Source organism: Flavobacterium sp. S87F.05.LMB.W.Kidney.N, assembly GCF_004366435.1.
GTDB lineage: Bacteria > Bacteroidota > Bacteroidia > Flavobacteriales > Flavobacteriaceae > Flavobacterium.
On record NZ_SODX01000004.1, the window covers coordinates 578,053 to 596,259 of the forward strand.

The window sequence follows — 18,207 nt, forward strand, 5'->3', positions numbered from 1 at the left end:
TTTTAACAAGCTAAATATTATAAAAAATTTACTTTTGCGAAAAATATATTATGAATAAATTTCAAATAGTATTTATTATGGCTTCAATTTGGACATTCTTTTCTTGTAATGATAAACAAAATCAAAAATTTCATCTTCAGTCTGAACAAGATCCTAAAAGCAAGGTGGTTTCTCAAGTTGTCTTTGGAGAAAAAACAAAGTTTAATTATTCTGATTTTAATGATTTAAAAAATAATAAATATTATGACCGATTTTTGGCTGGCAACTTAAATATTATTAGTGGAAAAGTCGTATGCACTGATCCACTATATAAAGAATTGGGATTGCCGCAAAGCTGGACAATTGATAAGGGTAAATATCCCGTCTATTTATACATAGGTTTGGAAGATGATTTTAATGGTCGTGTTGCTTATGCTGAATTAGTTGTTAAAGATGAAGTTCCAGCATTTTGGGAATTATCCTTAATTTCAGAAGAATTACTATCAGATGATTTTGAAAAAAAGATGAATGGTTTATATCCTGTTGAAACAGGTTTAAGTTGTTTTTCGGATTTCGAAACCTTCAAAATTTATGAACAAGAAATCAAGGATTTCTACAATATAGATAAAAAAGCTAATTATTATAATGATGTTCTAGCATCATACTTTGATAAAAATGAATTTATCCCTAAAAGCTCACGAGGTAAAGACTGGATTAATTACAGCCTTGAACAATCTGATAGAAACATTATTATGTTTGGCTCAGGATATGGTGATGGACTTTATTCAAGATATGTTGGATATGATAAAAAAGGAAATGTAGTAAAATTTATAACTGATTTTATTCAACTAAACGAAACTCAAATGCGATAAAAAAAACAGGAATGAAAAATAATCATTCCTGTTTAAACATCCTGTTAAGATTCTGGTAATTTTCGATTTTAAACCAATAAAAAATATGAAAACTATTATTGAGAACCTTTGGATATTGCGGTTCTTTTTTGCTTGGCCGCAAAAATATGATGTGAATTGAAAACTACAACTGCGGCAAAAATAATTCCGTATGCAGCAATTTGTATAAATCCGAATTGTTCTTTGTATAAAAACATTGCCAATAAAAAAGCAATCATTGGATTAATATTTAAAAGCATTCCGACTGTCGAAGAATTTATTCCCGAAAGGGCATATAAATTAAGAAACAATGGAAAAATGGTAAACAAAATGGCAATGGTTTCGATACAGAAATAAAATTTAAATTCTGTTGGAACTGTTCCGCTGTAAAATGGATAAAAAGGCAGTAAACATAATGCCGCTAATGTGATGTGAAAAGTTAGAATTATAAATTTATCAAAACCTTTATTGACACGCTGACTTACTAAATATGAAGCATATGTAAACCCTATTACAACACTAAAAAGCATATCCATAATATTTGCATAAGACAACAGAATACATCCTGAAATGCTTAATCCTACCGCAATCCATTGTGTTTTATTTAGTTTTTCATGCAAAATAAAATAAGCCAGCAGCGTGGTTAAAATAGGACAAACCAAATAAGCCAAGGAAGTCGCTTTTACACTAACATGGTTCATTACATAAATAAATGTAAACCAGTTCGCCATTAGAAAAACGCTTCCGCCAATATTTAATAGGATAGTTTTACGTTTCTCAAAAGCCGGCATTGATTTAAAAGTTTGTACAGCTTCTTTCATTCTTTTTCTCTTGAAAGAAAATGCAATAAGAAGCATTAAAATACTACAGCTAAAAACACGATAGAATAAAATATCTAAAGAAGGATAGTCATGTATTGGTCTCAAAACCAAACTGAAAAATCCCCAGATTACAAAACATGTAATAGCAGCGATGTAGTATTTTGTTGTTTTCACGAGATGTTGTTTATTGTTTAGTTTTCTATTTAAGCAAATTTCTAAAAAATAAAACAGCAATACAGATACAGTTTTTGTAAATTGCACCATAACAGTTTTATTTTTTTATGAAAAATTCTAATTACTTATATCTTCAATTTGCTGACCGTATCGAAAAACAAATTAAGTCTGGTGTCTTGAGCGTTGGCGATAAACTGCCTTCTATTCGAGAAGTTTGCGCAGAAACGGGTTACAGCATGAGCACTGTAAGTAAGGCTTATTATGAAGCCGAAAGCCGTTCTTTGATTGAATCTCGACCGCAGTCGGGATACTATGTGAGTAATATTTCAGCAAGAACGATTCCAGAACCATCGCCCAGCAGTCCGATTTTAAAATGTGCCAATATTGACCGCGAAGATTTAATCGATCAGGTTTACGGCAATATGACAGATCCAAATATTACGATGCTTTCTTTGGGATTTCCGTCAAACGAACTTCTTCCTATTGCTAAATTAAATAAGGGAATGGTTCAGGCGATGCGTCAACTTCCAAACAGCGGAACGAGTTATGAGCAAGTAAAAGGTAATCTTAATTTAAGAAGAGAAATTGCCCGATGGTCTTTTACATGGGGAGGATCGCTAACAGAAGAAGATATTATTACAATGCCTGGCTGTACAAGTGCTATATCACATTGTTTGATGACGTTAACACAGCCCGGCGATACCATAATTACAGAAAGTCCTGCTTATTTTGGCATCTTGCAATTGGCCAAATCATTGGGATTGTATATCATGGAACTGCCTACAAACATGACAACTGGAATAGAATTAGAAGCACTCAAAAAATCGCTTTCTTCTAAAAAAGTAAAACTATGTTTGCTGATGAGTAATTTTAGCAATCCTTCTGGAAGTATGATGCCGGCAGAGCATAAAATAGAAGTGGTGAAATTAATGGAGTTCTACAACATTCCATTGATTGAAGATGATATTCACGGCGATTTGTACTTTGGTTCGAGCCGACCAACAAATTGCAAAACTTATGATGAAAGCGGAATTGTACTTTGCTGCAGCTCTGTTTCAAAAACATTAGCTCCCGGTTATCGCGTGGGATGGGTTTCGCCTGGGAAATTCAAAAAACAAATCTTAAGAAACAAAATTTATCATTCGCTCTCCTCGCCTACTATTACACACGAAGTCGTGGGGGATTTTTTAAAAAACGGACGTTATGAAAATCATCTTCGAAAAATACGCCAAATATTAAATCATAATTGCAACAATTATATTAATACAGTTCTGGAATCTTTTCCGAAAGGAACAAAAGTAAGTCAGCCTCAAGGTGGATTTTTTCTGTGGATTGAATTGGATAAAAAAATTGATACTGCTGCTTTTTATCATTTAGCGATGAAACACAATATCAGTATTGCACCTGGCAGGATTTTTTCGTTTCAAGATCAATTTTCAAATTGTATGCGATTGAGTTTTGGTCTGCCGTGGTCAAATGAGTTAAGAACTGCTATTCAAACGTTGGGAAGACTAGCTCAAACACAATTGTAGAGCAAGTTTTTGTCATTCTAGGAACTACAAATTCTGTATAGATATTCGCTAATCTTTATGGATTTGCAAGTGTGATTTTTCGTTCCTCGAAATGACGAACTACACCTATAAAAAATAAAAAAACTGGACAGCGCAACTACACACTGTCCAGCCAACAATTAAAAGAAGACCAAAATTAAATAGTTATAGTACGAAATAAGCGCCTTTTTCGACTTTCTTAGGTTCGTTGTTCAATTCAAATTCATTTAGAATATCAAATTCACTTTGATACTCATTAAGCATTTGCTTGATATTTTTTTCAATAGTATTTGCAATCGTCGTTACAGGCGTATCTGTAGGTCGGTTTTCGAATGGATCCTGCAAATGAATCGCCATTCTTTCGATCAAAAAGAAAGCCCCGCCAATAGCTGTAATTAACGGAATTGCAAACCAGCTTAAAACACTTGTTAACCCAAAAGGCAGTAACAAAATAAACAAACACAATGTCAGCCTGATGTACATACTGTATGTTGTTGGAAATATGGTGTTTTTAATTCTCTCACATTTTCCCATTTCATCACATAATCTTGACAATGTATTGTCGATTTCAACCTGCTGATACATGTTGATTTTCTTTTCGTTCTTAGCATTTCTAAGATCGCGGGCGTGCAGCATCAAAATAGCATTTGGAACGTTTTGATGATTCTTAATGTATTTTATTTCTTCTTCACTCATCAAACCTTCAAGTGGTTTTATGGCATCTTTATTTCTAAGTGACTGCCCTAAACTATAACACCATGCAATTTGTCTTTTAGCAAAATTCTCTTTGAATTCGCTGGCTTCAACAGAAAAATCAGGATCTTTATAAAACGTCAAAACCTGACGAATTAATGTTCTGGAATCGTTTACAACTGCGCCCCAAACAATTCTGGCTTCCCACCATCTGTCATAAGCCTGATTGGACTTAAAGGCTAATAATAAGGAAATAATGGTTCCAATCATGGTTGGAATCGCAATTGGAATATCTACAGGAAGGGTAACAAAATAGTGGTGAAATATTTCAAATAGTATGGTATAAGCCAATACTAGAACGATTTCTACTTTAATTTTCCCGAGAACGTACTTCATTGGTATTCTTTTCTTTAATAACATATTTTCGGTTTTAAATTAAATATTATAGCTTTTTTTTAGTTCTTAGTGATTAGTAATTAATCCTTAGTAATTAACTGTAGTTTAATAACAGCCTAAAAAAATATATTTCCTATTCTTACAGTACAAAACGGATTAATTATAAGTATTACTAAGAACTAATTACTAAGAGTTAATTACTAAGGACTAAGGACTAATTATTAATCACTAAGAACTAAACAATCTCTTCGTACAATGAAAGAACTGGAAGTCCCAGCTTCTCATTGATGTTTTCTTTTTTTACTTTTTTGAATTTGATTTTTTCGCCTTTCCGAGTTTCTACAAGCATGTCGATATTATGCTTTGAAATGGCTTCTGATAAAAATGGCGCAACATTCTCGTAATTGTCTTCAAAATTGGCAGTCTGACTTACTATTTCGAAAGAGAAATTTTCACTTAAATACTGCTGTACATCTTTTACATGTATGCTTTTGCTTGAATTTTCTACATAAAGAGCTTTGCTGAAGACTTCTTTATTAATTTCTGTACTTAAATGCAGAATTGGACATTTTTGATTTCCAGCCAGCTGAACCAAATATTGATGAATTCTTTTGGTTTCTTGTTTATAAGAATGTGTGAGAATAACCAATTTTACAGAAAAAGCTTCGATAAGACGCTTGAAAATTGGAGCCGAAAGTCCGTATTGGTTGTGAACTTTCAGTTTTGTATTTGGAGAATGGTCGATAATATATCTGCAGGTTTCCAATACCTCTTCCTGGCTTCTGGTTAATCCTGATCGCATTTCGCGTAAAAAACTTGAAGTCGAAAATGTGTCTGGTGATTCTGAAACTAATACTAAAATAATTTCTGATTCAGTATCTTTTGACTGATTCACCGCAGATTTAACAGCCGAGATTGTGTCATCTTTTAAAGTCGTAGGTATAAGAAAATTTTTCATAAGCATAATTGTTTAGTTTTATACCTACAAAATAACTATCCGCTAATTATACCTTTATTAATTTAAAATTAGAATTTTCTAAGATTAAACATTAGATTTTTTAATCTTCAGTTTTTTAAAGATAATCGTGACGATTGTACCTTTATTCTGCTCAGACTGTACTTGCAATTCTCCATCGTGCATACGAATTATTTTAGAAGCCAGCGGCAATCCTAAACCGTAACCAATATATTTTGCCGCAATTTTACCTCTAAAGAAAGGTTCATACAAATGCGGAATATCTTCTGGCGGAATTCCTATACCGATATCATTAATCGTAATTTTAATCATTTCTTCGTTTGCCGAAAGATTTACGAATACTTCATTATTATCAGAATATTTAACACCATTGGTAATAATATTGTTGATTGCTAATTCCAACAATGGTTTGTTGCACGGAAGCAATAATAAATTAGAATCTTCTGGAGCAAAGTTAAGCTTAATGCTCACTCGGTTTCCTGGAAATATTTTATCCAAATCCGATTTTACATCCATTAGCAATTCGTCAATTCTGGCAATGTCAGATACTTGTTTTTGACCGTCATAACCTGTTTGAGTCAATTTCAAAAGGCTTTCCGTTAAGTTTCCTAATCTAGATGCCTGACTATAAATATTTTCTAAAGACTGTACATATTCTTGAACTTCTCGCTCTTTGAGCAGCATAATTTCTGCTTCGGCAATAATAGTTGTTATGGGCGTTTTTAATTCATGAGAAGCATTATTGATAAAATTAGCCTGGATTTCAAAAGAGGTTTCCAGCCTGTCCAGCATATTATTAAAAGTATTGGTCAGATCGGATATTTCATCAGAGTTTTTAACTTCAGGAAGACGATTATGAAGATTCGACGCACTAATTCTTTTTACTTCTTTGGTAATTCGTGCAACTGGATTAATGACACGTTTGGCTAGAAAACGTCCTAAAAGAAAGGCAAGAATCACAAAACCAATTCCGCCAAAAAGCATAATTTTGACAATATAAATAGTCGTATCTTTTCCTTTACGATCTCTAGCACCTACAATTACAATATATTTTTGTCCGTTTTCTTCAAAAATCTGACCTAAATAATATTTATTATCTTTTTCGTATGAGTCTTTTCCTGTGCTTAAAATATTGGTATAAAAAGTATTCGGAAGATTAAGATTTGTATTATAATCAAAACTATTATGGCTGTTGATTTTTAATACATATTCTTCTTCTTCGATTAATTCTTCAAGTCCATTTTTTTGAAGATTCTTATAATATTTTATTTTTTCTGGATCTTTTTGAAAATGTATTGAAGCTACAATTTTTGATCTGTCATCTAAACGTTTTAAAAAGTGATAACGATTGTTTTCTCTAAATAAGAAAAAAACAATGATACACAATAGTGATGTACTAAAGGTAGAAAGGGCAACGTAGTTAAAAGTAATTTTTTTTCTAATGTCCATTTTACGATTTTATAACATAACCCAATCCTTTCATGGTATGAATAAGTTTGGTATCAAAAGGCTTATCAATTTTTCTTCTTAAATAGGTTATATATACATCAACAACATTCGTATTCATGTCAAAATTAATATCCCAGACATTATCTAAAATCTGATCGCGGGAAACAATTCGACCCGTATTTTTTGCCAGATAATACAATAGTTTGAACTCTTTTGCAGTTAAAACAATGTTTTCTCCACCTCTCTTTACCGATTTAGCGCGTCCGTTGATCTCCAGATCACCAATTGTAATAGTATCAATTTTCTCTGTTTCTTGATGCGATCTTCTATAGAGTGCATTTACACGAGCATCTAATTCTCCAAATTTAAAAGGCTTTACCAAATAATCATCTGCGCCGGCGTTAAGACCAGTCACGATGTTTTCTGAAGTTCCTAAAGCTGTTAAAAGTAAAATAGGTACAAAATTCTTGCTGGCACGAAGTCTTCTGCAGATTTCAATTCCGTTAATATCTGGAAGCATTACATCTAAAACTACAACATCAAAAGTATAATTATGAATCATCTCCAGAGCAGTTTTACCATCTAGAGCCACACTTACTTCATTATTATTTTCGGCAAATCCTTTACGCAGAATAGATAATAGATTTGGTTCGTCTTCGACTATTAGTAATTTCATCTTGAGAAGTTTGTATATACAACAAAAATAAGAATTGAATTTAACAAAAACGGCACATATTTACAAATTATGATTTAATTATGAAGAATAAAAAAAGCAGACCTAATAGCCTGCTTTTTGATATTTATCTTGCATTTAATGCCTTATAATTACTAATTTTTGAAATTAAAACTAACAACCGCTCCAAGTCCAAACTGATAAGTAGAAATATAATCTTCAAATGCTACTGGACCTACCCAATAGGACCAATAATAACTTTCACCCACTGCTGCCGACATGGATTGTAAATAAGCATTAATATTTACAGAAACAGATGATGCAGTTTTGATTTTTACCCCGCCCTTGACATCCCAGGCAAAATAAGTGCCACTTCCGCCTTGGGGTGATTCTACGATACCAACTCCAGCACCAGCACCCAAATAAGGCAGAAGATTTGAACCTGTATCAAAATAATGGGTGAAATCTGCTAAAATAAAATTAAATGCTCCCTTATCGTTTGTGTTGATTTGAGCTCCAGAAGGATTATATAATGGTATTTTAACATCTGATCTTAAGTACTTTAATTCCACTGAGTTATTGGTTGAAAAGAAATACTCAAACCCTGCTCCGTATTGAAAACCATCTTCTATTGTTGCAGAATAACCGTCGTACTCCAGCTTATCTGAAAAATTATAACCACCATACAAATTAAGCGAAAAAGACCCTGCATCCTGAGCCTGCATTCCTATCGCCGACAGAAATACAACTAATAATAAACTGTACTGTTTCATAATTTTTGATTTTGATTGTTAATTGGATAATCAAATTTAGCTTTTTTCTTTCAAAAAAAGAATATTTTTAGAAAGAAAAAACTTAAATATTAAAACTCAAATAATTGAATATTAAAACCTTAACAACCTAAAAAGTCTCTCCAGCATTTAAATAAAAAGCTTTCGAATTATTACCCCACGCATAATCTAAAATCAAATTTGTCTTTGTCGCTTTATCAATTAAAAGCCTCAAACCAATCCCAGCAGCCGGCTGAATCGATTTAAAAAGCTCCAAATTAGTATCTGAATTACTGGCAGTAACAAAATTGGTAAAAACAGTGCCGCTTAATAATTGATTGCAGGTTATTGGAAATCTAAATTCTGTAGATAAATAAACCAAACCATTTCCTCTAAAAAGCCCTTGCGTATAGCCCTCCCCGCTCCTGCTTCGCTGATCCCAGCCAATTGCAGGCAAATTTAAATATGGAACTTTTCCTCGGGTTACAAACTGACCATAAGTCCAAATGGCTAAAATATAATTTGGATTTTTATGCGAAACAGGTATAAAATGCTTATACTCTGCAAACAATACACTACTATATTCCTGATTATTAAACAAAACAGGATTAAATCTATAATTGATATTTGCAAACCAGCCTCGCGAAGCATTTACCTGATTATCACGAGAATCGTGAACCAAATTCAAACTTACTCCATTTAGGAAATACTCTAAATTATCAAATCCGTATTTCTGACTGTAATTATAATGATAGGTGAATACGCCATTTTCAACATCCAATTTTTTATCGTTAATACTGGAATACCAGTCAATATTAATTCCTCCGCCTACATAATAATTTTCTTTTACTTCAAATGAAACGGTTTGGTGAAATTTCAAATAATTATAATCCATATCCTGTGCAATAGAATCAATACTAAAACTTGGACTCCTATCGCGTCTTGGCGGAATAATATCTGTTCCAAGTCCATAATTGGGCTGAGAAAACAAGTACAAACGATAATCGCCGCTCAAAAAGATTTTATTATTTTTTAGCAGGATATTGTTTTTGATATTAACCAGCCACTGATCTTTTAATGTATATGTAACCCCAACATTAGCAATGGAATATTTATCTTTCTCTTCTTTTCCTTTGAAAGTATACTGCGCTACAGCACCAAAAAAAAATCCAGTTGCTGGCTGTGAACCAATAGCTGGAATTACTAAAAAGAAATTATTTTTGGTGGGTTTAACGACTAAAGCATCGTCTTGTTTTTTAAAAATATCAAAAATAGTTTTGGGCGGACAGAGCTCTGGATTCGTTATTTCTTCTTGGCAATATAAATTAGATGAAATAAAAAACAATAATCCTAAGATGTTATACTTGTACTGAAAGGCATTATTTTTTAAAAAATTCACCATTTAAGAAAAGTTTATTTTAATAAAAACCAGTAACCTATAGTAAATATAGTATTTATTTTCAACATTTTACACAAAACAAATCTTTAGATTTTTCAGATTTATATAATAAAAAATCTTATTCTATTATTTTTTTGGCTTTTAGAAACATAATTGAAAATCAGCACAGAGTAATTTTGTAAAATATTTACAAAACAAGTATTGATCTCATTTTGAGAACATTAAAAAACAAAAAGCATACATAAAATGAAAAATAATTTTGAATTTACCCTGACAGATTTTCCAAATGACAAATTTGAATATGAAAATAATATATTTTCAGGAAAAGCAACTTTAAAACAAAATGGTGCTCTGGTAGAACAAAGCAAAGAAAAAGGAAAACCATTTTTAATAAAAAGAGCTAATGATGAAATAGTTAAAGCTTTTCCTAAAGCCAATATTCCTGATATTTCTGCACAATGCTTAAATATAAATGGTCAAAAATACCGCATGGCAGCGAAATTAAAATGGTACGAATATATTATCGGCGGACTCCCTATTCTTGTTGTACTTAGTGGTGGAGCAATTGGCGGATTTATTGGCGGGGTTGCGACCGTTATGAATTATACTTTTTTTAGAAGTGATGATACTGCCGTAAAAAAATACTTAAAAGTTTTTGGAGTTAATATATTATGTCTCATTGCATTTGTTTTTATGGCTGGTTTATTTTATAAAATAATCAACTAAGAATAATCACTGAATAAATTAAAAAAGCCGTCAATTAGTAATTGACGGCTTTTTAATGTTATAATAAATATTATTTCGTAATAAACTTTGGATGAATTAAATTTTCTAAAGAATAAATTTCATCCCATTTTTCCTGAGTAATTAATTTTCTTTCCAAAACCGCAATTTGATGTACGCTTTTGTTTGTTTTTAAAGCTTCACCCGCAATACTTGCACTTTCTTCGTAACCAATAATTGGATTTAACTGCGTTACAATTCCGATGCTGTTCATCACCATATTATAACAATGATCAACGTTTGCTGTAATTCCGTTAATACATTTATCAATTAAAGTCTGAATTGCATTTGAAAGATAATCTAAAGACGTAAACATCGCAAAAGCAATAACAGGTTCCATAACGTTTAGCTGTAACTGTCCTGCTTCTGCAGCCATTGTTACCGTTAAATCCTGACCAATTACATAAAAACAAGTCTGGTTTACCACTTCTGGAATTACTGGATTTACTTTCCCAGGCATAATTGATGAACCTGGCTGGCGCGCTGGCAAATTGATTTCATTAAAACCAGTTCTTGGTCCAGAACTCAACAATCGTAAATCGTTACAGATTTTAGAAATCTTAACCGCAGAACGCTTTAATGTTCCCATAATCTGAACGTAAGCGCCTGTATCTACCGTTGCTTCAATCAAATCTGGTGAAAGCGTTAAAGGAATTCCAACTTCTTCAGCTAAATATTTTACGCAAATTTCAGGATATCCTTCTGGAGCGTTAACTTTTGTTCCAATCGCCGTTGCTCCCATATTGATTTCTAATAATAAATCCTGAGCATTTTTTAAGCGTTGAATATCTTCTCCAATTGTTGTGGCATAAGCTTTAAACTCTTGTCCTAAAGTCATTGGCACCGCATCTTGCAGCTGCGTTCTTCCCATTTTTAAAACTTCTTTGAACTCTTCTCCTTTTTTCGCAAAAGCAACTTCAAGACCTGCAAAAGTTTTAATAAAACTTTCCATTTTCAAATACAAAGCAATTCTAAATGCCGAAGGATACGCATCGTTTGTAGACTGTGAACAGTTTACATGATTGTTTGGATGAAGAAAATTGTATTCTCCTTTTTTATGACCTAAATATTCTAATCCGATATTCGCAATAACTTCGTTTGCATTCATATTTACCGAAGTTCCTGCGCCGCCCTGAATTAAATCGCTCACAAATTCCTGATCAAATTTACCAGCAATAACCTGATCGCTTCCGTAGCAGATTGCTTCAGCAATTTTAGGATCAATTGCGCCACAGTCTTTATTGGCAAGAGCTGCAGCTTTTTTCACATAACCTAAAGCTTTGATAAACAAAGGTTCTTTTGAAATCGGAATTCCTGTAATATTGAAATTCTCTACAGCTCTAAAAGTCTGGATTCCGTAGTATAAATGATTCGGAATTTCTAATTCCCCTAAAAAATCATGTTCCTTTCTTGTTGGTTCCATATAATAAAATAATATGTTTTGACTAAAAAAAATAAGCGTAAAGCTACATCAAATTATGGATAAAAATATGAATGAAATCAAAATCATTTACAATTAACGAAGAATATTTTGTGGTAAATTATTACCTTTTCAGCCTCAAATAATTATCACAATACAGTTGAAAAAAGAAAGCGAATATTTTCTTGATAAAGAATACAATACGATTATTTACGACAAAGACGATCTTAATTTTAAAGATTTTGAATGCTGCGTTTTTAATAATTGTAATTTTTCTGCCTGTACTTTTCTTGCTGTAACCTTTATTGACTGCATTTTTAACGATTGTATTTTTAATGAAGCAAAAATTAATTATGTTGCCTTTAGAACAGCCACGTTTAACCGCTGTGAAATTAAAGATGTGAATTTTGCAATGTGTGACAAACTGATTTTTGAAATTGCATTTAATAACTGCATTTTGGATTTCTCTAAATTTTATACCTTAAAACTAAAAGGAACAGTATTTACGAATTGCAGTTTGATAGCAGTTGACTTTATGGCAGTAGATTTAACAAGTGTAATTTTTGACAACTGCGATTTGTACCGCGCTGAATTTGCAAAAGCCATAGCCAACAAAGCCGATTTTAAAACGAGTTATAATTATACTATTGATCCTTCTAAAACTAAATTAAAGAAAGCTGTTTTTTCTTTGAATGAAGTTAAAGGATTATTGTTTAAGCATGATGTGATTGTGAGTTGAATGAGCCAAATACGTACAGTTTGTTTTCCGATCCCGAGGCTTCGGGAGAGAAATCACACTCGACAAAGATTGGCGATTTACTTTGCGGAAATACTTGTGTGATTTCTCTCCCGAAGCCTCGGGATCGAAATGACAAGATTGAGAAAAAACTACTTTTAAATATTTTTCCCCATCACATAATCTTCCATTAAATACCCATTCCCAATTTCTATATCAACCGTTTCTTTGATTTCGAAACCAAGTTTTTTGTAGAAATTCAACGCCGTATTAAATCGGTTTACATTTAATAAAAGCTCATTCGAATTATTTTCTAAAGCCATTTTTCCAATTTCTTCAAAAACAATTTTACCATAACCTTTTCCTTGCGTCTCTGGCAAAAGATAGATTTTATGAATTTTGGTAATTGCCTCGTTTTTATAATTATGCTCAATTCCAATGAATCCAATTATGGATTCTGAATCTGAAATTAAATAAAACAACTGTTCTTTATTCTTGATTTGTTTCGATAACGCTTGATCAGAATAAATCAAATCCAGCATATAATCTAACTGTTCTTTTGTTAGAATTTCACCATAAGTTCTCGGCCATGTAATGTTTGCAATCTCTTGAATTTTAGTAATATCTTCAATTGATGCTTCGGTAATTGTAATCATATTTTATTTTGTAAAAACTTGATTTTCCTGTTCGCTTACGCGGATGAAAGTCGTTCGTTTAGTCAATTCTTTTAACCTTGAAGCTCCTACATAAGTACAGGTACTTCTTATTCCTCCTAGTATATCTAAAACAGTATGAATCACATCTCCTTTAAACGGAACCTGAACTGTTTTTCCTTCACTTGCTCTATATTCTGCTACACCACCAGCATGTTTGTCCATTGCGGTTTTAGAACTCATTCCGTAAAATTGTTTGAATTTTTCACCTTTTACTTCGATCAGTTCTCCGCCACTTTCAGAATGTCCTGCAAGCATTCCGCCTAACATTACAAAGTCAGCGCCAGCGCCAAAAGCCTTGGCAACATCACCGGGAGTTGTACATCCGCCATCACTTATAATATGTCCGCCCAAACCATGAGCAGCATCGGCGCATTCGATAATTGCCGATAATTGCGGATAGCCAACACCCGTTTTGACACGAGTTGTACATACAGAACCAGGCCCAATTCCGACTTTTACGATATCAGCACCAGCTAATAGAAGTTCCTCGGTCATTTCTCCTGTCACAACATTTCCTGCAATAATAATTTTATCCGGATATTGTTTACGGGTTTTCTTTAAAAACTGAACAAAATGCTCCGAATAACCGTTTGCAACATCGATGCAAATGAATTTCAACAACGGATTTGCGGTAATTATCTTTCCAATCTTTTCAAAATCTTCTTTCCCTGTTCCTGTACTTACAGCAATATAATCGTAGAAATCTGGAGTGACGTCTTTCAAGAAACTATTCCATTGTTCTAAAGTATAGTGTTTATGAATTGCAGTAAAGAGCTTTTCTCCCGCTAAGACTTTCGCTATTTCAAAAGTTCCTACGGTATCCATATTGGCAGCCATAATCGGAATTCCTGTCCAAGATGCTGTGCTGTGCAAAAACTTGAAATTTTGTTCTAAAGAAACTTCAGAACGGCTTTTTAGCGTTGATCTTTTAGGTCTAAACATTACATCTTTAAAACCTAGTTTTAAATCCATTTCTATTCTCATATTTCAAGATTTTGGTTACTCTCAAATGTAAGGAATTTTAGAATTTAGATTGTAGATTTTATTAAATTATTGCGTAAATAGAACACGGATTAAACGGATTCGCTTTCGCGAAAACGCTGATTAAAACGGATTTTTTTATTTACAAGATAGTTTCGACTTCTCTCAGCCTGACAAACGAAAAAACTGAAAACTGCAACTGAGACTTAAAACTAAAACTTACCCGTGTATCGTCTCTCCCTTTCCGTAATTGGTAATGATAGATTCTTCAAATTCCAGCCATTCTCTCCAACGTTTTTCAACATCGATTCCTTTTCCGTATTTACGAGCGTATGTGATGAAAGTTGTATAATGTCCCGCTTCGCTTTCCATTAATTCTCTGTAAAACACAGCAAGTTCTTCGTCTTTTATGTTTTCAGAAAGAACTTTGAAACGCTCACAGCTTCTAGCTTCGATCATTGCTGAGAATAATAATCTTTCTACAAGTCCAGAAACACGACTTCCGTCACCGCTTCTTTTCATGTATTGGTATAATTCATTTACGTAATCATCTTTACGCTCACGACCTAGTTTTAGTCCTCTTTTGATGATGATATTATGAACTTGTTCAAAATGATCGATTTCTTCTTTGGCCAAAGCCAATAAATCTTGAACTAAATCTTGATGTTCTGAATTATTTGTGATAATTGTGATCGCGTTTGTTGCTGCTTTCTGCTCGCACCACGCGTGATCTGTCAAGATTTCTTCTATGTTTTTCTCAACAATATTTACCCATCTTGGATCTGTTGGCAATTGTAATCTTAGTACGCCCATAGTCTTTTGTTATTTTGTTTCAGGTTTCAGGTTTCAGGTTCTTTTAGGAACGAAAAAAGTTTAAAGTTTCAAACTGTCTTTCGAACAGCGTAAAACTTTAAACTTGAAACTTTAAACTTGAAACTATTTCTTAATACGCAAAAATCGGTCTTTCGCTCATTAATTCGTTTACTTCTTCTGCAACTTCTTCAATAAGATCTTCGTTTGTGTGATCAGTAAGAACTTTATCGATAAGAGCTACAATAGTTTCCATATCTTTTTCAACTAAACCACGAGTTGTGATTGCAGCTGTTCCGACGCGGATTCCAGAAGTGATAAATGGAGATTTATCATCAAACGGAACCATGTTTTTATTTACTGTAATTTCAGCTTTTACTAATGCATTTTCAGCTTCTTTCCCAGAAATATTTTTATTTCTTAAGTCAATAAGCATCATGTGGTTATCTGTTCCGCCAGAGATAATATTATAACCTCTTTTTACGAAAGCATCAGCCATTGCGTTTGCATTTTTTTGTAATTGCATTGCATAAGTAAAGAACTCATCTTTAAGTGCTTCACCAAAAGCAACCGCTTTAGCAGCAATGATGTGCATTAAAGGCCCACCTTGGTTTCCAGGGAAAACAGCTAAATCTAATAATGAAGACATCATTCTGATTTCTCCTTTTGGAGTTTTTAAACCTTGTGGGTTTTCGAAATCTTTCCCCATTAAAATAAGACCTCCACGTGGCCCACGAAGTGTTTTGTGAGTTGTTGTAGAAACAATATGACAATGTGGAATTGGATCGTTTAATAATCCTTTAGCAATAAGACCTGCAGGGTGAGAAATATCAGCAAATAAGATCGCTCCTACGCTGTCAGCAATTTGTCTGAAACGAGCAAAATCCATATCACGAGAATAAGCTGAAGCTCCAGCGATAATTAATTTTGGCTGTTCTTTAGTTGCAATTTCTTGAATTTTATCATAATCCAGACGACCAGTCTCAGCATCTACTCCGTAAAAAACAGGACGGTATAAACGACCTGAAAAGTTTACAGGAGAACCATGAGTTAAGTGACCTCCGTGAGATAAATCGAAACCTAAAATTGTATCACCAGGATTTAGACATGCATGGTAAACAGCAGTATTTGCTTGAGAACCAGAGTGAGGCTGTACGTTTGCATATTCAGCTCCAAATAATTCTTTGGCTCTGTCAATAGCAATCTGCTCAATAACATCAACTACTTCACAACCGCCGTAGTATCTTTTGCCAGGATAACCCTCTGCATATTTATTAGTTAAAACAGACCCAGCTGCTTGCATTACCTCATCACTTACAAAATTTTCTGAAGCGATAAGTTCTAGTCCGTGAATTTGTCTTTCTTTCTCCTCTTGGATAAGATCAAAAATTTGTTCGTCGCGTTGCATTTCTTTGTTTTTCGTTAATTTCACGCAAAAATACAAAAAAACGTTTGTCAAACTGCTAGATTATGATATATTTGACATGTAATTTTTCAACAAATAATTAACATTAAACATGCCTATAACCGCCAACGACACCAGTAGAAAATCATGGTTAGAAGTGCCAGAAAATAGCGACTTCCCTATTCAGAATATTCCTTTTGGCGTGTTTCTTACCAAAGAAAATGTCGTTACCGTAGGAACAAGAATCGGCGACTATGCTATAGATTTAGGGGCTTTACAACAATTAAACTATTTTGAAGGAATTGATTTAACCGATGATATGTTCATGCAGGATACGCTGAATGATTTTATTTCTGACGGAAAAAAAACATGGCGTCTGGTGCGAAATCGCATCGCTGATATTTTCGACGAAAACAATCCACAGCTAAGAGATTCAACAAAACACAGAGATATTGTTATATTTAAAATCGAAGATGTAGAGATGCAGTTACCAGTTTTGATTGGTGATTATACTGATTTCTATTCTAGTAAAGAGCATGCTACAAACGTAGGAAAGATGTTCCGCGATCCAGAAAATGCTTTATTGCCAAACTGGCTTCATATTCCAGTTGGATATCACGGAAGAAGCTCTACAATTGTTCCATCGGGAATTCCGGTGCACAGACCAATGGGGCAAACACTGCCTGCTGGAGAAAAATATCCAGTTTTTGGACCGTCTCGTTTAGTAGATTTTGAGCTTGAAACTGCTTTTATTACGACAGATGTAAATGTAATGGGAGAAAATATCCCAACTTATGAAGCCGAAGATTATATTTTCGGAATGGTTTTATTGAACGACTGGAGTGCGCGCGATATTCAAAAATGGGAATATGTACCGCTTGGACCATTCTTGGCTAAAAACTTTGCAACTTCTATTTCTCCATGGATTGTTACTATGGATGCTCTAGAACCTTTTAGAACCAAGGGGCCGAAACAAGATCCATCACCGCTTCCTTATCTTCAGACTAAAGGAAAAAAGACTTTTGACATTCATTTAGAAGTATCTCTAAAACCTGAGGATCAAGAAGAAACTATTATTTCAAGATCAAATTTCAAGTATTTATATTGGTCGATGAGTCAGCAATTGGCGCATCACACTTCTAACGGATGCCGTGTAAATTCTGGTGATATGATGGGTTCAGGAACTATTTCTGGACCAACTCCTGATAGTTTTGGTTCTATGTTAGAATTAACATGGGGCGGAAAAAATCCGTTGAAATTAAATGATGGAAGTGAACGTAAATTTATTGAAGATAATGATACTGTAATCATTAGAGGTTTCTGCGAAAATGCAGAAGTAAGAATTGGTTTCGGAGAAGTTTGCAGCCAGCTTTTACCTCCATTTATTAGACCATGAAGAGAAAAGACATTAATTGTTAATGGTTAATTTTTAATTTTTAATTTTTAATTTTTTTAATTGTTTATGGTTAATGGTTAATGGTTAATGGTTGATGGTATCGATAAATTATAAAAAAGCTTGTTAGTTTACTCTAACAAGCTTTTTTTATTTTGAATGTTGCGATAATTTATTCTTGTTTCATTTTATA

At 33.2% G+C, this 18,207-nt stretch carries 17 protein-coding genes; 5 read left to right on the forward strand and 12 right to left on the reverse strand.

The genetic code is table 11. The annotated features are described in order from the left end of the window. Nucleotides 1-77 precede the first annotated feature (77 nt). Entirely contained in the window at nt 78-851 is a 774-nt protein-coding gene (locus EDB96_RS15075) for a DUF4241 domain-containing protein (RefSeq protein WP_166669312.1), read from the forward strand. A gap of 95 nt (nt 852-946) precedes the next feature. Here EDB96_RS15075 and EDB96_RS15080 read toward each other — a convergent pair whose 3' ends face one another. After that, complete coding sequence (locus EDB96_RS15080; RefSeq protein ID WP_134141719.1) at nt 947-1,864, reverse strand: EamA family transporter; 918 nt, start codon at nt 1,862-1,864, stop codon at nt 947-949. A gap of 107 nt (nt 1,865-1,971) precedes the next feature. Here EDB96_RS15080 and EDB96_RS15085 point away from each other — a divergent pair, with 107 nt between their 5' ends. Next, nucleotides 1,972-3,396, forward strand: a complete 1,425-nt coding sequence (locus EDB96_RS15085; RefSeq protein ID WP_057118390.1) for a PLP-dependent aminotransferase family protein — start codon at nt 1,972-1,974, stop codon at nt 3,394-3,396. Between the two features lie 183 nt (nt 3,397-3,579). On the opposite strand, the gene EDB96_RS15090 is transcribed toward EDB96_RS15085, so the two are convergent. The 6 genes from EDB96_RS15090 to EDB96_RS15115 all read right to left on the reverse strand — a co-directional run bounded on the left by EDB96_RS15090 (nt 3,580) and on the right by EDB96_RS15115 (nt 9,773). Further along, on the reverse strand, nt 3,580-4,527 hold the full coding sequence (locus tag EDB96_RS15090) for a bestrophin family protein (RefSeq protein ID WP_134141720.1): 948 nt from the start codon (nt 4,525-4,527) through the stop codon (nt 3,580-3,582). A gap of 211 nt (nt 4,528-4,738) precedes the next feature. After that, complete coding sequence (locus EDB96_RS15095; RefSeq protein ID WP_057118392.1) at nt 4,739-5,461, reverse strand: hypothetical protein; 723 nt, start codon at nt 5,459-5,461, stop codon at nt 4,739-4,741. A gap of 84 nt (nt 5,462-5,545) precedes the next feature. Continuing rightward, the gene (locus EDB96_RS15100; RefSeq protein ID WP_134141722.1) at nt 5,546-6,928 is read right to left on the reverse strand and encodes a sensor histidine kinase; all 1,383 of its coding nucleotides are present in this window, start codon (nt 6,926-6,928) and stop codon (nt 5,546-5,548) included. Between the two features lies 1 nt (nt 6,929). Next, complete coding sequence (locus EDB96_RS15105) at nt 6,930-7,604, reverse strand: response regulator transcription factor (protein WP_134141724.1); 675 nt, start codon at nt 7,602-7,604, stop codon at nt 6,930-6,932. 152 nt (nt 7,605-7,756) lie between these two features. Beyond that, nucleotides 7,757-8,374, reverse strand: coding sequence for an outer membrane beta-barrel protein (locus EDB96_RS15110; protein ID WP_134141726.1), 618 nt, complete (start codon nt 8,372-8,374; stop codon nt 7,757-7,759). A gap of 127 nt (nt 8,375-8,501) precedes the next feature. Further along, nucleotides 8,502-9,773 carry a BamA/TamA family outer membrane protein gene (locus EDB96_RS15115; protein ID WP_134141727.1) on the reverse strand — a complete coding sequence of 424 codons (1,272 nt, stop codon included), beginning with the start codon at nt 9,771-9,773 and terminating at the stop codon, nt 8,502-8,504. A 243-nt stretch (nt 9,774-10,016) separates the two neighbouring features. Between EDB96_RS15115 and EDB96_RS15120 the strand changes: the two genes are divergently transcribed. After that, on the forward strand, nt 10,017-10,496 hold the full coding sequence (locus EDB96_RS15120; RefSeq protein ID WP_134141729.1) for a hypothetical protein: 480 nt from the start codon (nt 10,017-10,019) through the stop codon (nt 10,494-10,496). Nucleotides 10,497-10,566: 70 nt separating this feature from the next. Here EDB96_RS15120 and aspA read toward each other — a convergent pair whose 3' ends face one another. Next, a complete protein-coding gene (aspA, locus tag EDB96_RS15125; RefSeq protein WP_057118398.1) occupies nt 10,567-11,976 on the reverse strand; it encodes an aspartate ammonia-lyase in 1,410 nt (469 codons plus the stop codon). A 157-nt stretch (nt 11,977-12,133) separates the two neighbouring features. Here aspA and EDB96_RS15130 point away from each other — a divergent pair, with 157 nt between their 5' ends. Beyond that, nucleotides 12,134-12,712: a pentapeptide repeat-containing protein gene (locus EDB96_RS15130; RefSeq protein ID WP_134141731.1), complete on the forward strand. Its 579-nt coding sequence runs from the start codon at nt 12,134-12,136 to the stop codon at nt 12,710-12,712. Between the two features lie 155 nt (nt 12,713-12,867). Here EDB96_RS15130 and EDB96_RS15135 read toward each other — a convergent pair whose 3' ends face one another. The 4 genes from EDB96_RS15135 to glyA all read right to left on the reverse strand — a co-directional run bounded on the left by EDB96_RS15135 (nt 12,868) and on the right by glyA (nt 16,624). Further along, nucleotides 12,868-13,365: a GNAT family N-acetyltransferase gene (locus tag EDB96_RS15135; RefSeq protein WP_134141733.1), complete on the reverse strand. Its 498-nt coding sequence runs from the start codon at nt 13,363-13,365 to the stop codon at nt 12,868-12,870. Between the two features lie 3 nt (nt 13,366-13,368). After that, nucleotides 13,369-14,409 (reverse strand): GMP reductase, encoded by a 1,041-nt coding sequence (locus EDB96_RS15140; protein ID WP_057118401.1) that lies wholly within the window; start codon nt 14,407-14,409, stop codon nt 13,369-13,371. Nucleotides 14,410-14,625: 216 nt separating this feature from the next. After that, the gene (locus EDB96_RS15145; protein WP_113678404.1) at nt 14,626-15,219 is read right to left on the reverse strand and encodes a tRNA-(ms[2]io[6]A)-hydroxylase; all 594 of its coding nucleotides are present in this window, start codon (nt 15,217-15,219) and stop codon (nt 14,626-14,628) included. A 130-nt stretch (nt 15,220-15,349) separates the two neighbouring features. Beyond that, nucleotides 15,350-16,624: a serine hydroxymethyltransferase gene (glyA, locus tag EDB96_RS15150; protein ID WP_057118403.1), complete on the reverse strand. Its 1,275-nt coding sequence runs from the start codon at nt 16,622-16,624 to the stop codon at nt 15,350-15,352. Between the two features lie 109 nt (nt 16,625-16,733). Here glyA and fahA point away from each other — a divergent pair, with 109 nt between their 5' ends. Continuing rightward, nucleotides 16,734-18,017: a fumarylacetoacetase gene (gene fahA, locus EDB96_RS15155; RefSeq protein ID WP_057118404.1), complete on the forward strand. Its 1,284-nt coding sequence runs from the start codon at nt 16,734-16,736 to the stop codon at nt 18,015-18,017. Nucleotides 18,018-18,207: the final 190 nt, after the last annotated feature.

Bases quoted from the DNA above. Each gene is read 5' to 3' on its own strand.
- EDB96_RS15120 (WP_134141729.1), top strand. From the start codon at position 10,017: ATGAAAAATAATTTTGAATTTACCCTGACAGATTTTCCAAATGACAAA.
- EDB96_RS15090 (WP_134141720.1), bottom strand. From the start codon at position 4,527: ATGTTATTAAAGAAAAGAATACCAATGAAGTACGTTCTCGGGAAAATT.
- EDB96_RS15135 (WP_134141733.1), bottom strand. From the start codon at position 13,365: ATGATTACAATTACCGAAGCATCAATTGAAGATATTACTAAAATTCAA.
- EDB96_RS15140 (WP_057118401.1), bottom strand. From the start codon at position 14,409: ATGAGAATAGAAATGGATTTAAAACTAGGTTTTAAAGATGTAATGTTT.
- EDB96_RS15110 (WP_134141726.1), bottom strand. From the start codon at position 8,374: ATGAAACAGTACAGTTTATTATTAGTTGTATTTCTGTCGGCGATAGGA.
- aspA (WP_057118398.1), bottom strand. From the start codon at position 11,976: ATGGAACCAACAAGAAAGGAACATGATTTTTTAGGGGAATTAGAAATT.
- glyA (WP_057118403.1), bottom strand. From the start codon at position 16,624: ATGCAACGCGACGAACAAATTTTTGATCTTATCCAAGAGGAGAAAGAA.
- EDB96_RS15095 (WP_057118392.1), bottom strand. From the start codon at position 5,461: ATGAAAAATTTTCTTATACCTACGACTTTAAAAGATGACACAATCTCG.
- EDB96_RS15105 (WP_134141724.1), bottom strand. From the start codon at position 7,604: ATGAAATTACTAATAGTCGAAGACGAACCAAATCTATTATCTATTCTG.
- EDB96_RS15075 (WP_166669312.1), top strand. From the start codon at position 78: ATGGCTTCAATTTGGACATTCTTTTCTTGTAATGATAAACAAAATCAA.
- EDB96_RS15100 (WP_134141722.1), bottom strand. From the start codon at position 6,928: ATGGACATTAGAAAAAAAATTACTTTTAACTACGTTGCCCTTTCTACC.
- EDB96_RS15085 (WP_057118390.1), top strand. From the start codon at position 1,972: ATGAAAAATTCTAATTACTTATATCTTCAATTTGCTGACCGTATCGAA.
- EDB96_RS15115 (WP_134141727.1), bottom strand. From the start codon at position 9,773: ATGGTGAATTTTTTAAAAAATAATGCCTTTCAGTACAAGTATAACATC.
- fahA (WP_057118404.1), top strand. From the start codon at position 16,734: ATGCCTATAACCGCCAACGACACCAGTAGAAAATCATGGTTAGAAGTG.
- EDB96_RS15145 (WP_113678404.1), bottom strand. From the start codon at position 15,219: ATGGGCGTACTAAGATTACAATTGCCAACAGATCCAAGATGGGTAAAT.